This is a genomic window from Pseudomonas sp. D3-10, assembly GCF_051132175.1.
Lineage (GTDB): Bacteria > Pseudomonadota > Gammaproteobacteria > Pseudomonadales > Pseudomonadaceae > Aquipseudomonas.
Genome location: NZ_CP071668.1, coordinates 436,901 through 450,978 on the forward strand (window position 1 = coordinate 436,901; position 14,078 = coordinate 450,978).

A 14,078-nucleotide genomic window follows, 5' to 3' on the forward strand; every position below is an offset into this window, starting at 1 on the left:
AGGGGATTTATCCCCGCTGGGTCGCGAAGCGGCCCCAAAGATAGATGATCCACACGGATTCAGAATTTTGGGACTGCTACGCAGTCCAGCGGGGATAAATCCCCTCGCCACAGGTTTATGGGCGCTGACTCCCTGGAATGGGGACTGTCGCCACCGTGCAAAACCAAGTCGCCACAGTTCACCTTCGCCCCCTCGACGCTGCGTAATGTTCCAGGCACGGTGCATCTAGACGCCGACCTACAACAATCCACTGCCGCACGAGACCCACGCGATGAAAAGACTGTCCAAACGCTGTCTATCGTTCCTCTGCGGTACCGTTCTACTAAGCTCCGGCGCGATGGCCGCCGAGCCTGCGTCTTGCCAGGCCGTACGCATGGGCGTGGTCAACTGGACCGACGTCATTGCCACCAGTGGCATGGCGGACGTACTGCTCACCGGCCTTGGCTACGAAAGCAAGCAGACCAGCGCCGTGCAACAGATCATCTTCGCCGGCATCCGCGACAAGCGACTCGATATCTTCCTGGGCTATTGGAAACCGGCGATGGACAAGAACATCGCCCCGTTCCTGGCGGCCAACCAAGTGAAGGTCCTGGACAAACCTAGCCTGGCCGACGCCCAGGCCACGCTCGCCGTGCCCGATTACGTGGCGGCGGCAGGGCTCAAGAGCTTTGCCGATATCGCCCGGTTCAAGGATGAGCTCGGCGGCAAGATCTACGGCATCGAGCCGGGCAGTGGCGCCAACACCACCATCAAGACCATGATCGAGACCAATCACTTTGGCCTCAAGGATTTCAAACTGATCGAATCCGGCGAGGCGGGGATGTTGGCGGCGGTGCAACGGGCGGTGAATCGCAAGGAGTTCGTGGTCTTCGTTGGCTGGACCCCGCACCCGATGAACATCAACATGAACATCGCCTACCTGACGGGCAGCGAAGACGTGTATGGCCCGAACGAAGGTGCCGCGACTGTCTCCACCGTGACCGCGCCGGACTACGCCCAGCGTTGCCCCAACGTCCAGCGGCTGCTGGAAAACCTGACGTTTACCGCTGCCCAGGAAAGTCAGCTGATGGTGCCGATCATGGAGCGCAAGACTCCCCAGGACGTCGCAAGGCAATGGCTGCGCGAGCACCCCGAGGATCTGCAGCGTTGGCTGGCCGGCGTGACCAGCTTCGACGGCAAGGATGGAATTGCAGCGGTGCAGGCGAGTCTCAAGAACTGATGCAAGCTCCTGGACATTGAGAACCCCGTGGCCTACCCACTTTCCCAGGCAATGACTGCCTTCATCGACAAGACCCTGAGCTTCACGAGCCCGGACGACAGCCTCGCCGGCTCGCGCGAGGCCTACAGCCAGATGTGTCGGGCATTCACCCCGTCGCGCCCGTCAACGCTTGCAGTCGAGGACCTGCAATTGGCTGGCGTGGCCATCCGCACCTATCACGCGCGCGTCGCGCCACCATTGGCCGGCTGGCCGTGCATCCTTTACCTGCACGGTGGTGGTTGGGTGGTAGGGGACCTGGATTCCCATGACTTCATTTGCATGGAGCTGGCTGAAAGCCTTGGTGTACTGGTCGTGGCGGTGGACTACCGGCTCGCCCCGGAGCATCCCTATCCGGCCGGTTTCGAAGACTGCCTCGCGGTGTGGCATCACTTGGCAGACGTCCCATTCGCCATTGATCCACGACGCAAAGCGCTGGCTGGCGACAGCGCTGGAGGCAATCTCGCCGCCGCGTTGTGCCTGGCCCTGCGTGATGCAGGCCAGCCTCAGCCGCGAACCCAAGTGCTGATTTACCCGGCGCTAGGCGGCCCCGCGCATTTGCCGTCGCGCCAGGAGTGTTTCGACGCACCTCTCTTGAGCAGCAGCGACCTGCAACGCTACGACGCCATGTACCTGCACGGTGCCGCCCCCACGCCCTACGCCGCCCCGTTGCTTGCCGACGATCTGAGCGGTTTGGCGCCTGCCTTTGTCGCCGTCGCGCAATGGGACCCCCTGCGTGATGACGGCGTTCTTTATCACGAGCGATTGAATGTCGCAGGGGGCGTGTCGGTCCTGTATCGGGGGGAAGGGCTGGTCCACGGTTGCCTGCGCGCACGTGGCCTGGTGCCAGAGGTCGATCAGATGTATCGCACACTGCTGGCATACCTGGCTGACACGCTTTGACTGTGCGGGGGCATGCTCATTGAGGTGATTCGGGTTTATGATGCCGGACGGCAGACTAAATAGAAGTCCCCACAGGGATGACTCGACCCCTTACGGAGCGCGCAATGCAGACTTTGTACCCGCAGATCAAACCCCATGCCCGGCACGATCTGGCTGTCGATGACACCCACACGCTCTACGTCGATGAAAGCGGCTCGCCAGAAGGCCTGCCGGTGGTGTTCATTCATGGTGGCCCGGGGGCCGGTTGCGATGCGCAAAGCCGCCGCTATTTCGATCCGAACCTGTATCGCATCGTCACGTTCGACCAGCGCGGTTGTGGTCGTTCCACGCCTCACGCCAGCCTGGAAAACAACACCACCTGGGATCTGGTCGAGGACCTGGAGCGCATCCGCAAACATCTGGGCATCGAGAAGTGGGTGCTGTTCGGCGGCTCCTGGGGGTCAACGTTGGCCCTGGCCTACGCCCAGACCCATCCGGAGCGGGTGCATGGCTTGATCTTGCGTGGGATCTTTCTCTGCCGTCCCCAGGAAATCGAGTGGTTCTACCAGGCCGGCGCCAGCCGCCTGTTTCCGGATTACTGGCAGGACTACATCGCGCCGATCCCACTGGATGAGCGCGACGACCTGCTCAGCGCCTTTCACAAGCGCCTGACCGGTAACGACCAGATCGCCCAGATGCACGCGGCCAAGGCCTGGTCGACGTGGGAGGGCCGTACCGCGACCCTGCGCCCGAATCCGCTGGTGGTCGACCGCTTCTCCGAGCCACAGCGCGCGCTGTCGATTGCCCGGATCGAATGCCACTACTTCACCAACAATGCATTTCTTGAACCCAACCAGTTGATCCGCGACATGGGCAAGATCGCCCATTTGCCCGGCGTCATCGTGCATGGCCGCTACGATGTGATCTGCCCACTGGACAACGCCTGGGAGCTGCACCAGAACTGGCCCAACAGCGAGTTGCAGGTGATTCGCGACGCCGGCCATGCAGCCTCGGAGCCAGGGATCACCGATGCGCTGGTACGCGCGGCCGCGCAAATGGCCCGACGCCTGCTTGATCTGCCGCCCGAAGAAGCATGAAAGGGTTGCTGCAACGGGTTCGCGGCGCCCGGGTAGAAGTCGCGGGGGAAATTGTCGGTGCGGTGGACCATGGTTTGCTGGTGCTGGTGGCTGTCGAGCCCGGGGATACCCCTGCCCACGCCGACAAACTCCTGCATAAGCTGCTTAACTACCGGGTGTTCAGCGACGCCGACGGGAAGATGAACCTGTCCCTGGTGGATGTGCAGGGCGGTTTGCTGTTGGTGTCGCAATTCACCCTGGCGGCGGACACCAGGAGCGGCTTGCGCCCGAGTTTTTCGACCGCCGCGCCTCCCGCTCTCGGTGAAGAGTTGTTCGACTATTTGCTCAGCCAGGCGAAACAGGTGCATGGCACCGTGGCATCAGGTAGATTCGGCGCCGACATGCAAGTGCATCTGGTCAATGATGGCCCGGTAACCTTTCTGTTACAGGCCTGAAAGCGTTTGAAACATCTTTTCGGTCCGGTTTCGAGGCAAAACAGGATGTTTTCTCGATAAATACTTTGCTAGCCCTGATGCGTTGTCACGCGGCCTACTAGATAATCGCGCGCTACGGGGGACCAGCGTTCGCTGGTCCATTTGACTTAGGTAGAGACTTGTCCTGAACCGTTTGGGGAATCATTTTGCCCCGTCGGAGTCGGAACAATGCTCGCCAACTTGGCAAGAGTGGTCCGCAGGAACGGTTTTTCAGCGCCGTTACCGTGTAGATACTTTATCTGGCCGTTGGTTTTTTGATCAGTTTTCGGCGAGGGTTGCTCGTGATTGTTAGTCCCTGTAATGCACCAAAAATGACTGCCAAACGGTTTAGAAACGCTCTGGTAGCGGGCTCGGCCCTGTTGTGCCTGTTTGGCGCCGGCCAACTGTGGGCATTCAGCCTGGATGATGTATCGGCGAAGGCACAAGAACTGGCCGGGCAGAAGTTCGAAGCCCCGCGCAGCAATTTGCCGAATGAATTCCGCGAAATGAAGTTCGCCGATTATCAGAAAATTCGTTTCCGCACTGAAAAAGCTGAATGGGCCGACCAGAAGACGCCGTTCCGGCTGTCGTTCTATCACCAGGGCATGCACTTCGACACGCCGGTGAAAATCAATGAGATCACCGCGACCACCGTCGATGAGATCAAATATGACCCGGCGCGCTTCGATTTCGGTGACGTCAAGTTCGATCCCAAGGCGACCGAACAGCTGGGCTACGCGGGATTCCGTGTGCTATACCCGATCAACAAGGCCGACAAGCAAGACGAGATCATGACCATGCTGGGCGCGAGCTACTTCCGCGTCATCGGCAAAGGCCAGGTTTACGGCTTGTCCGCGCGTGGCATGGCCATCGACACCGCACTGCCGTCGGGTGAAGAGTTCCCACGCTTTCGCGAATTCTGGATCCAGCGCCCGAAACCGACCGACAAGCATCTGGTGATCTTCGCCTTGCTGGATTCGCCACGGGCGACCGGCGCCTATCGCCTGACGCTGCGTCCAGGCACCGACACCGTGGTCGACGTGAAATCGCGTGTATTCCTGCGTGATCGCGTCAACAAGCTGGGCATCGCCCCGTTGACCAGCATGTTCCTGTTTGGCGCCAACCAGCCGTCCAAAGTGCTGAACTACCGTCGCGAGCTCCACGACTCGAGCGGCCTGTCCATTCATGCCGGCAACGGCGAGTGGATCTGGCGTGCCTTGAACAACCCGAAACACCTGGCCGTGAGCAGCTTCTCGGTGGAAAACCCGCGTGGTTTCGGCTTGCTGCAACGTGGCCGTGACTTCAGCCACTACGAGGACCTGGACGACCGTTACGACAAGCGTCCAAGCGCCTGGATCGAGCCGAAAGGCGATTGGGGCAAGGGCACCGTGAACCTGGTCGAGATCCCGACTGCCGATGAAACCAACGACAACATCGTTGCGTTCTGGAGCCCGGAAAAGCTGCCTGAGCCAGGCCAGCCTCTGGACTTCGCCTATCGCCTGCACTGGACCCTCGATGAAGCCAGCCTGCACTCGCCAGACAGCGCCTGGGTCAAGCAGACCCTGCGTTCCACCGGCGACGTCAAACAGTCCAACCTGATCCGCCAGCCGGATGGCAGCGTGGCCTACCTGGTTGATTTTGAAGGCCCGTCCCTGCAAGCCCTGCCGGAAAACGCAGAGGTGCGTAGCCAGGTGAGCGTCGGCGACAACGCCGAGATCGTTGAAAACAGCGTGCGCTACAACCCGGAAACCAAGGGCTGGCGCTTGACGCTGCGCCTGAAGATCAAGGACCCGAGCAAGGCCACCGAAATGCGTGCCGCCCTGGTCCGGCCGCTTGTGCCGGTCGAACTGCCGGCCGCCTCGCATTCCGTGACCACCTTGGCCAAGGCCGACAAGGTTGCCAAGCAGCAGAGCGAGAAAGAAAAAACCAACGAGCAAGCCAACGAGCAAAAAGAAGCCAAGGCCGTCAAGGCGTCCACCGCCGCCGCCGAGCCGACCCCAACCCCGCAGGAACCGGAACAGACTGAGCAAGTCCTGACCGAGACCTGGAGCTATCAGTTGCCTGCCGATGAGTAATACTCCCGTACAACCAGAATCTCTTCGCGAGTATCTGGCCCATTTGCCGATGACCGACGAGCAGCGCGCCGAGCTGGCGGGCTGCAAGTCCTTCAGCGAACTGCATGAACGCCTGGCTTCGCCGACATTCGATGCACCCACCGAGGCGGCCCAAGCCTCGGTAGGCCGTCGCCTGACGCTGAGCACCGCCGAGGAACTCGAGGACGCCGAAATGCTGGCGCTCGATTCCAGTGGTCGGGTGTGCTTGAAAGCAACGCCGCCGATTCGCCGGACCAAGGTCGTGCCGGAGCCATGGCGTACCAATATCCTGGTGCGTGCATGGCGCCGCCTGACCGGTCGCACCAACCCGCCGAAGCCGCCCAAGGACGAGCGCGTTTTGCCGCACGCTCGCTGGCGCACCGTGGGGTCGATCCGTCGTTATATCCTGCTGATACTGATGCTCGGCCAGACCATCGTCGCCGGCTGGTACATGAAAGGCATCATGCCGTACCAGGGCTGGTCGCTGGTGGACCTGGACGAAGTGCTGCACCAGCCGTTGTTGCAAACGGCCACGCAAGTGCTGCCGTATGCGCTGCAAACCAGCATCCTGATCATGTTCGGGATCTTGTTCTGCTGGGTGTCGGCCGGTTTCTGGACCGCGCTGATGGGCTTTCTCGAACTGCTCACCGGTCATGACAAGTACCGTATCTCCGGTGCCAGCGCCGGCAACGAGCCAATTCCGAAAGACGCTCGCACCGCGCTGGTGATGCCGATCTGCAACGAGGACGTGCCACGGGTATTCGCCGGGCTGCGCGCCACCTTCGAATCCGTCGCGGCCACCGGTGACCTGGATCGCTTCGACTTCTTCGTGCTCAGCGACAGTAACGAGACCGATATCTGCGTCGCCGAACAGCAAGCCTGGCTGGATGTCTGCCGGGAAGCCGGCGGCTTCGGCAAGATCTTCTATCGCCGTCGCCGTCGCCGCGTGAAGCGCAAGAGCGGCAACCTCGACGACTTCTGCCGTCGTTGGGGCAGTGACTACAAGTACATGGTCGTGCTCGATGCGGACTCCGTGATGAGCGGCGAATGCCTGACCAGCCTGGTGCGTCTGATGGAAGCCACGCCGGACGCCGGCATCATCCAGACCGCGCCAAAAGCCTCGGGCATGGACACGCTGTATGCACGCATGCAGCAGTTCGCCACCCGCGTCTATGGTCCACTGTTCACCGCCGGCCTGCACTTCTGGCAGTTGGGTGAGTCGCACTATTGGGGCCACAACGCGATCATCCGCATGAAACCGTTCATCGACCACTGCGCCCTGGCGCCGTTGCCGGGTAAAGGGGCGTTCTCGGGTGCGATCCTATCCCACGACTTCGTTGAAGCGGCGCTGATGCGCCGCGCCGGTTGGGGCGTGTGGATTGCCTATGACTTGCCAGGCAGCTACGAGGAGTTGCCGCCGAACCTGCTGGACGAACTCAAGCGTGACCGTCGCTGGTGCCACGGCAACCTGATGAACTTCCGGCTGTTCCTGGTCAAGGGCATGCACCCGGTGCACCGCGCGGTATTCCTGACGGGCGTGATGTCCTACCTGTCGGCGCCGCTGTGGTTCTTCTTCCTGGTGCTGTCCACCGCGCTATTGGCCGTGAACACGCTGATGGAGCCGCAATACTTCCTGGAGCCGCGCCAGCTATATCCGCTCTGGCCGCAATGGCACCCGGAGAAGGCCATCGCCCTGTTCTCGACCACCATCGTGCTGCTGTTCCTGCCCAAGCTCTTGAGTATCGTGCTGATCTGGGCAAAAGGCGCGAAAGAGTTCGGTGGCAAGTTCAAGGTCACGATGTCGATGCTGCTGGAGATGCTGTTCTCCATGTTGCTGGCGCCGGTGCGCATGATCTTTCATACCCGCTTCGTCCTTGCCGCTTTCCTGGGCTGGGCCGCGACCTGGAACTCGCCCAAGCGTGACGACGACTCCACGCCATGGAGCGAAGCCATCAAGCGCCACGGCCCGCAGACCTTACTGGGCTTCTTCTGGGCACTGCTGGTGATCTGGCTGAACCCAAGCTTCCTGTGGTGGCTCGTGCCGATCGTCGGCTCGCTGATGCTGTCGATCCCGGTCTCGGTGATTTCCAGTCGCGTGGGCCTGGGCTTGAAGTCCCGTGATGAAAGACTGTTCCTGATCCCCGAGGAATACGCACCGCCTCAGGAGCTGCTGTCGACTGACCAGTACACCCACGAAAACCGTTGGCACGCGCTGAACGACGGCTTCATCCGGGCGGTGGTCGATCCGCAACAGAATGCCTTGGCGTGTGCATTGGCGACTTCCCGTCACGGCCAGGCCGAACCGATTGAATGGCTACGGGTCGAACGCGTCCGTCACGCACTGAAGGCTGGCCCGGCCGGTCTCAGCAATGCCGAGCGACTGGCGCTGCTGAGCGACCCGGTTGCCTTGTCCCGCCTGCATGAGCAGGTCTGGAACGAGGCGCATCCCGAGTGGCTGGCGGCATGGCGTGAGTCGGTCAAGGCCGATCCACATGCACCGTTGCTGCCGCTTCAGCCGGTTAGCGTACAGCCTCAGTTGGCCTGATAAACAAAAAGCCCCGCTTCTGAAAGGAAGCGGGGCTTTTTGTTGGGCGCAAACTCAGTTTTTCCAGCAGCCCGCCCCCACAATTGCCTTGCTGTGTACATGACTGCTGCGGCGTTGAAGATCAAATGTGGGAGCGAGCCTGCTCGCGATGAGGCCGGCATATTCAACATCTCCACTGGCCGTGACCCCGCCATCGCGAGCAGGCTCGCTCCCACAATGGATTTGCGGTGTACGTGAGAGCTGCGGCGCTGAAGATCAAATGTGGGAGCGAGCCCGCTCGCGATGGGGCCGGCACGTTCGACATCTTCACTGGCCGTGACACCGCCATCGCGAGCAGGCTCGCTCCCACAATGGATTTGCGGTGTACGTGAGAGCTGCGGCGCTGAAGATCAAATGTGGGAGCGAGCCTGCTCGCGATGGGGCCGGCACGTTCGACATCTCCACTGGCCGTGACACCGCTATCGCGAGCAGGCTCGCTCCCACAATGGGTTTGCGGTGTACGTGAAAGCTGCGGCGCTGAAGATCAAATGTGGGAGCGAGCCTGCTCGCGATGAGGCCGGCACGTTCGACATCTTCACTGGCCGTGACACCGCTATCGCGAGCAGGCTCGCTCCCACAATGGGTTTGCGGTGTAGGTGAGAGCTGCGGCGTTGAAGATCAAATGTGGGAGCGAGCCTGCTCGCGATGAGGCCGGCACGTTCGACATTTTCACTGGCCGTGACACCGCTATCGCGAGCAGGCTCGCTCCCACAATGGATTTGCGGTGTACGTGAGAGCTGCGGCGTTGAAGATCAACTGTGGGAGCGAGCTTGCTCGCGATGGGGCCGGCACGTTCGACATCTCCACTGGCCGTGACACCGCTATCGCGAGCAGGCTCGCTCCCACAATGGGTTTGCGGTGTAGGTGAGAGCTGCGGCGCTGAAGATCAAATGTGGGAGCGAGCTTGCTCGCGATGAGGCCGGCATATTCAACATCTCCACTGGCCGTGACACCGCTATCGCGAGCAGGCTCACTCCCACAGTGGATTTGCGGTGTACGTGAGAGCTGCGGCGCTGAAGATCAAATGTGGGAGCGAGCCTGCTCGCGATGAGGCCGGCATATTCAACATCTCCACTGGCCGTGACACCGCTATCGCGAGCAGGCTCGCTCCCACAATGGGTTTGCGGTGTACGTGAGGGCTGCGGCGCTGAAGATTGAATGTGGGAGCGAGCCTGCTCGCGATAAGGCCGGCACGTTCGACATCTTCACTGGCCGTGACACCGCTATCGCGAGCAGGCTCGCTCCCACAATGGGTTTGCGGTGTACGTGAGAGCTGCGGCGCTGAAGATTGAATGTGGGAGCGAGCCTGCTCGCGATGAGGCCGGCACGTTCGACATCTTCACTGGCCGTGACACCGCTATCGCGAGCAGGCTCGCTCCCACAATGGGTTTGCGGTGTAGGTGAGAGCTGCGGCGTTGAAGATCAAATGTGGGAGCGAGCCTGCTCGCGATGAGGCCGGCACGTTCGACATTTTCACTGGCCGTGACACCGCTATCGCGAGCAGGCTCGCTCCCACAATGGATTTGCGGTGTACGTGAGAGCTGCGGCGTTGAAGATCAACTGTGGGAGCGAGCTTGCTCGCGATGGGGCCGGCACGTTCGACATCTCCACTGGCCGTGACACCGCTATCGCGAGCAGGCTCGCTCCCACAATGGGTTTGCGGTGTAGGTGAGAGCTGCGGCGCTGAAGATCAAATGTGGGAGCGAGCTTGCTCGCGATGAGGCCGGCACATTCGATATCTTCTTTCGCGAGCAAGCCCTCTAGTCCAAGTTAAACCCTGAACCGCCCCACCAACGTTTGCAAGTGAACCCCCAGCCGCGCCAGTTCAGCGCTCGAAGCTGCGGTTTCCTCGCTGGACGACGCTGTCTGCTCCGACACATCACGCACATTCAGCACGCTGCGGTTGATCTCCTCAGCGACGGCGCTTTGCTGTTCGGCAGCCGCGGCGATCTGTTGGTTCATCGACTGGATCGCCGACACCGTGCGCGTGATGTTCTCCAGTGAGCCCCCGGCGCGGCGGGTCAGTTCGACGCTGCTGTCGGTCAGGCTGCGGCTGTTGTCCATGATGGTCGCGACCTGTTCGGTACCGTTTTGCAAACCGACGATCAGCTCTTCGATTTCTTCGGTGGATTTCTGGGTGCGTTGGGCCAGGCTGCGAACCTCGTCAGCCACCACGGCGAAGCCTCGCCCGGCTTCACCAGCACGGGCTGCCTCGATGGCTGCGTTGAGGGCCAGCAGGTTGGTTTGCTGGGCCACGGACTTGATCACGTCCAGGACGCTGCCGATCTTGTCGCTTTCACGCTTCAGATCGCCCATGGCAGCGGTGGAGTTGCCCACCTCTTTAGCCAGGCGCTCGATCTGAGCGATGGCTTCGCCAACCACCTTGTCGCCTTCACGGGCCTGTTGGTCGGCTGCGACGGCGGCCTCGGAAGCTTCCTCGGCGTTGCGGGCCACTTCCTGCACCGTGGCGGTCATCTCATGCATGGCCGTGGCAACCTGATCGGTTTCCACTTTTTGACTGTTGACCCCGGCGCTTGTCTGCTCGGTCACGGCGGAGAGTTGGTCAGCGGCGCTGGCAATCTGGGTGACGCCTTCACCGATGCCACCGATCAGCTGCCGCAAGCCCACGGTCATGCGTTGCATGGCCCGTTGCAGTTGGCCGAGTTCGTCGCGGCGGTCAGACGTGAGGTTGTGGGTGAGGTCGCCTGCGGCGACGCGTTCCGCCACCTTCAGCGTCTCATCCAGCGGGCCGACAATCTGGCGGGTAATGACCAGGGCAGCGACCACGCCAAACAACAGGGCCAGGGCGGCGGCTGCGATCAGGACGGTCTTGGCTTGAGCGGTGTCGTGGTCGCGCACGGCGGTCTGGGACACGGTGAGTTTCTGGCTGGAATCGATCAATACCTGGCCTTGCTCGATCATGCGCTGCAGCGCAGCGCCGTTGTCGAGCTGGGAATCACGAAACTGGCTGACCGCCGCTCGATAGACATTCATCGAGTCGCTGGCCTGCTGAAGTTTGTCGGCGTGCTCCTCGGGCAACTGGGCTGGCAAGCGTGCCAGCAGTTTCAGGACATCGGTGATTGCGTCGATGGCCGGTTGCTGGGCCTCGCTTTTGCCGCTGTAGGTGTAGCCGCGAACCTGATAGCGCGCCTGCTGGATCGCCTTGCTCAGGGTCACTATGTTGTTGAACTGGGCAATATCGCCGCCTTGCAGCAGCGATTTTTCTACCTCGGCGACGCGGGCCACGGTGTTGTCGGCGCTGGCGCCCAGTTTGCTGCGGGCATCTTCGCGGCTGACGGTGGCGCTGGTCATCAGCTCGAAAGCACTTTTGTATTCGGCGACGGCGGCCAATTGCTGGTCGACCAGCGCAACGTCCGCCGGCCGTTCAATCAACTCGCGAGCAGTCTTCAGCCCGGCTTCGAGTTTGCCGAGCAGGTCGTTGACCTGTTGCGGCCCTTTCTCGCCTCGGGTGTTGTTGTAGTCGGTGCTGGCCAGGTTCAGGTCCTTGCTCAAGTCATTGAGACTGGCAATGAACCCCAGCTTGTCGCCCCGGCTGATGACATTGCCCAGGCCGGACCAACCGGTGAATGCAATCATCAAGGTGAGGAACAGCACGAGGCCGAAGCCCGCGCCGAGTTTGCGATTGACGCTTACATTTCCCAGACCCTGGGCAAGCCACCGGAACATGCTGATACTCCCTTGGAGCGTTTATATTGGTTTTATGGGGACTGTATCGGCGGCTTTGGTGGGTTCTGTAGGCGTTTGCCGAGATTTCGTGGCGAGGTGTCTGTCAGCGTGCTGCAGGGTCAGAACAACCGCGCCAGGAGGGCAGTGACGGCGGTCTCGACCCGCAGGATCCGGTCGCCCAGCTGCACCGGCTGCAGGCCGGCCTTGCCCAGCAGGTCGATCTCGTAAGGGATCCAGCCACCTTCCGGGCCGATTGCCAGGGTCACCGGTTCCGTCAGTGCCCGGGGGCAAGGCGGATGATTGCCGGGGTGGCCGACCAACCCGAGGGTGCCATCGACGATGGCCGGCAGGCGATCCTCGACGAAGGGCTTGAAGCGCTTTTCGATGACGATCTCAGGCAGCACGCTGTCCCGGGCCTGCTCGAGGCCCAGGATCAATTGCTCGCGAATGGCTTCGGGCTCCAGGAATGGCGTCTGCCAGAAGCTTTTCTCCACGCGGTAACTGTTGACCAGTACCACACGCGGCACGCCCATGGTCGCCACGGTCTGGAACACTCGCCTGAGCATCTTCGGCCGCGGCAATGCCAGTACCAGCGTCAGCGGCAATTTGGCCGGCGGTGGCTGGTCGAGGGTCACTTGCAGTTCGGCCTCGCGAGGGTCCAGGCGCAGCACCTGGGCGGAGCCCATCAAGCCGTCGATGCGGCCGACCCGCAGGCTGTCGCCGACAATACAGCGATGGACTTCCTGCATATGGGTCAACCGACGGTCGCTCAGGACGACGCGGTCAGGCCCGATGAAATCGGCCTCTTCGAGCAGCAGCAGGTTCACGCTTGGGTCGCTGGCGGCTGGTCGTTGTGATCATCGACGTGCTGGTCCTCAGGCTCTTCCCGGCGCTTGCGCACCAGGCCGCCGAACAGGATGCCGATTTCAAACAGCAGCCACATCGGTACCGCCAGCAAGGTCTGGGAGAAGATGTCCGGTGGTGTGAGGATCATGCCGACCACAAAGCAGCCGATGATCACGTACGGGCGGATCTTCTTCAGGTAGGCGACATCGACCACGCCGATCCACACCAGCAGCACCACCGCCACGGGGATCTCGAACGCCACGCCGAAGGCGAAGAACAGCGTCATGACGAAATCCAGGTAGCTGGTGATGTCGGTCATCATTTCCACGCCCGCCGGGGTGGCGGCGGCGAAGAATTTGAAGATCAGCGGGAACACGAAGAAGTAGGCGAAGGCCATGCCCGTGTAGAACAGCAGGATGCTCGACACCAGCAGCGGCACGGCGATGCGTTTTTCGTGCTTGTACAGGCCCGGTGCGATGAAGCCCCAGATCTGATGCAGGATCACCGGGATCGCCAGGAACAGCGAGACCATCATCGTCAACTTCAGCGGCGTCAGGAACGGCGACGACACGTCGGTGGCGATCATCGTCGCACCCACCGGCAGGTACTCGCGCAGCGGCGTGGAGACGAAGGTGTAGATCTGCTGGGTGAAGGCAAACAGCCCGGCGAAGATAACGAAAACCGCCGCGACGCAACGCAGCAGGCGGGTGCGCAACTCGGTGAGGTGCGATACCAGCGGCATTGGCTGGTCGTTTTCAGGGATATCGCTCATGGGGCTCGTGGCGGCAAAGTGGGATCGTTGGGAGTCGGTGTCGTCGCAGGCGCCGGATCGACCGGTTTAACCGGTTCAGCCACCGCTGGCGAGGCTTCGACAGCCGGTGCCTGGGGTGCGGTCGTCGGCTCGGCCACAGGCTGGACCGGTGTCGGCTCCTGCTGGGTCGGCGTGAAGATTTTTAGCGCTTCCTGTTCCAGCGACAGGATGTGTTCGTTGTGCAGTTGCCGACGGATGTCGTCGGCACCGATTTCACGTTCAACTTCCTGTTTGATCGCATTGAAGCTGCGCTTCAGGCGGCCGATCCACAGGCCGGCGGTACGCGCAGCGCCCGGCAGGCGCTCGGGACCCAGCACCAGCAGGGCAACGAGGCCGACGAGCAGCAGTTCAGTGAAGCTGATCCCAAACAT

At 61.7% G+C, this 14,078-nt stretch carries 10 protein-coding genes and 1 pseudogene; 6 read left to right on the forward strand and 5 right to left on the reverse strand.

All coding sequences use genetic code 11. The annotated features are described in order from the left end of the window. The first annotated feature begins 271 nt into the window (after positions 1–271). The 6 genes from J3P90_RS01925 (at position 272) to mdoH (ending at position 8,324) form a co-directional block, all read left to right on the forward strand. Positions 272–1,219 (forward strand): choline ABC transporter substrate-binding protein, encoded by a 948-nt coding sequence (locus tag J3P90_RS01925; RefSeq protein WP_434675759.1) that lies wholly within the window; start codon positions 272–274, stop codon positions 1,217–1,219. Positions 1,220–1,270: 51 nt separating this feature from the next. After that, positions 1,271–2,158, forward strand: coding sequence for an alpha/beta hydrolase (locus J3P90_RS01930; protein WP_420767096.1), 888 nt, complete (start codon positions 1,271–1,273; stop codon positions 2,156–2,158). A 104-nt stretch (positions 2,159–2,262) separates the two neighbouring features. After that, a complete protein-coding gene (gene pip / locus J3P90_RS01935; protein WP_003196909.1) occupies positions 2,263–3,234 on the forward strand; it encodes a prolyl aminopeptidase in 972 nt (323 codons plus the stop codon). Beyond that, a complete protein-coding gene (dtd, locus tag J3P90_RS01940) occupies positions 3,231–3,668 on the forward strand; it encodes a D-aminoacyl-tRNA deacylase (protein ID WP_420767016.1) in 438 nt (145 codons plus the stop codon). The genes pip and dtd overlap by 4 nt, the downstream gene beginning before the upstream one ends. A 350-nt stretch (positions 3,669–4,018) precedes the next feature. Beyond that, a complete protein-coding gene (locus J3P90_RS01945; RefSeq protein ID WP_420767017.1) occupies positions 4,019–5,761 on the forward strand; it encodes a glucan biosynthesis protein in 1,743 nt (580 codons plus the stop codon). Continuing rightward, entirely contained in the window at positions 5,754–8,324 is a 2,571-nt protein-coding gene (gene mdoH, locus J3P90_RS01950; RefSeq protein ID WP_434675760.1) for a glucans biosynthesis glucosyltransferase MdoH, read from the forward strand. Before J3P90_RS01945 ends, mdoH begins: the two co-directional genes overlap by 8 nt. Positions 8,325–10,133: 1,809 nt before the next feature. Here mdoH and J3P90_RS01955 read toward each other — a convergent pair. The 5 genes and pseudogenes from J3P90_RS01955 to tatB form a co-directional block, all read right to left on the reverse strand. Beyond that, positions 10,134–11,006: a methyl-accepting chemotaxis protein gene (locus J3P90_RS01955; protein ID WP_434635622.1), complete on the reverse strand. Its 873-nt coding sequence runs from the start codon at positions 11,004–11,006 to the stop codon at positions 10,134–10,136. 33 nt (positions 11,007–11,039) lie between these two features. Beyond that, positions 11,040–12,050, reverse strand: a pseudogene (locus tag J3P90_RS01960) (methyl-accepting chemotaxis protein); the annotation flags it as partial. Positions 12,051–12,169: 119 nt separating this feature from the next. Next, a complete protein-coding gene (locus J3P90_RS01965) occupies positions 12,170–12,877 on the reverse strand; it encodes a 16S rRNA (uracil(1498)-N(3))-methyltransferase (protein ID WP_420767021.1) in 708 nt (235 codons plus the stop codon). Continuing rightward, on the reverse strand, positions 12,874–13,668 hold the full coding sequence (tatC, locus tag J3P90_RS01970; RefSeq protein WP_434649222.1) for a twin-arginine translocase subunit TatC: 795 nt from the start codon (positions 13,666–13,668) through the stop codon (positions 12,874–12,876). Before tatC ends, J3P90_RS01965 begins: the two co-directional genes overlap by 4 nt. Next, on the reverse strand, positions 13,665–14,078 hold the full coding sequence (tatB, locus tag J3P90_RS01975; RefSeq protein WP_434675761.1) for a Sec-independent protein translocase protein TatB: 414 nt from the start codon (positions 14,076–14,078) through the stop codon (positions 13,665–13,667). Before tatB ends, tatC begins: the two co-directional genes overlap by 4 nt.

What these genes read in the sequence shown, in the direction of transcription:
- J3P90_RS01925 (WP_434675759.1), top strand. Translation starts at nt 272, where the DNA reads ATGAAAAGACTGTCCAAACGCTGTCTATCGTTCCTCTGCGGTACCGTT.
- J3P90_RS01930 (WP_420767096.1), top strand. Translation starts at nt 1,271, where the DNA reads ATGACTGCCTTCATCGACAAGACCCTGAGCTTCACGAGCCCGGACGAC.
- pip (WP_003196909.1), top strand. Translation starts at nt 2,263, where the DNA reads ATGCAGACTTTGTACCCGCAGATCAAACCCCATGCCCGGCACGATCTG.
- dtd (WP_420767016.1), top strand. Translation starts at nt 3,231, where the DNA reads ATGAAAGGGTTGCTGCAACGGGTTCGCGGCGCCCGGGTAGAAGTCGCG.
- J3P90_RS01945 (WP_420767017.1), top strand. Translation starts at nt 4,019, where the DNA reads ATGACTGCCAAACGGTTTAGAAACGCTCTGGTAGCGGGCTCGGCCCTG.
- mdoH (WP_434675760.1), top strand. Translation starts at nt 5,754, where the DNA reads ATGAGTAATACTCCCGTACAACCAGAATCTCTTCGCGAGTATCTGGCC.
- J3P90_RS01955 (WP_434635622.1), bottom strand. Translation starts at nt 11,006, where the DNA reads ATGCAACGCATGACCGTGGGCTTGCGGCAGCTGATCGGTGGCATCGGT.
- tatC (WP_434649222.1), bottom strand. Translation starts at nt 13,668, where the DNA reads ATGAGCGATATCCCTGAAAACGACCAGCCAATGCCGCTGGTATCGCAC.
- tatB (WP_434675761.1), bottom strand. Translation starts at nt 14,078, where the DNA reads ATGTTTGGGATCAGCTTCACTGAACTGCTGCTCGTCGGCCTCGTTGCC.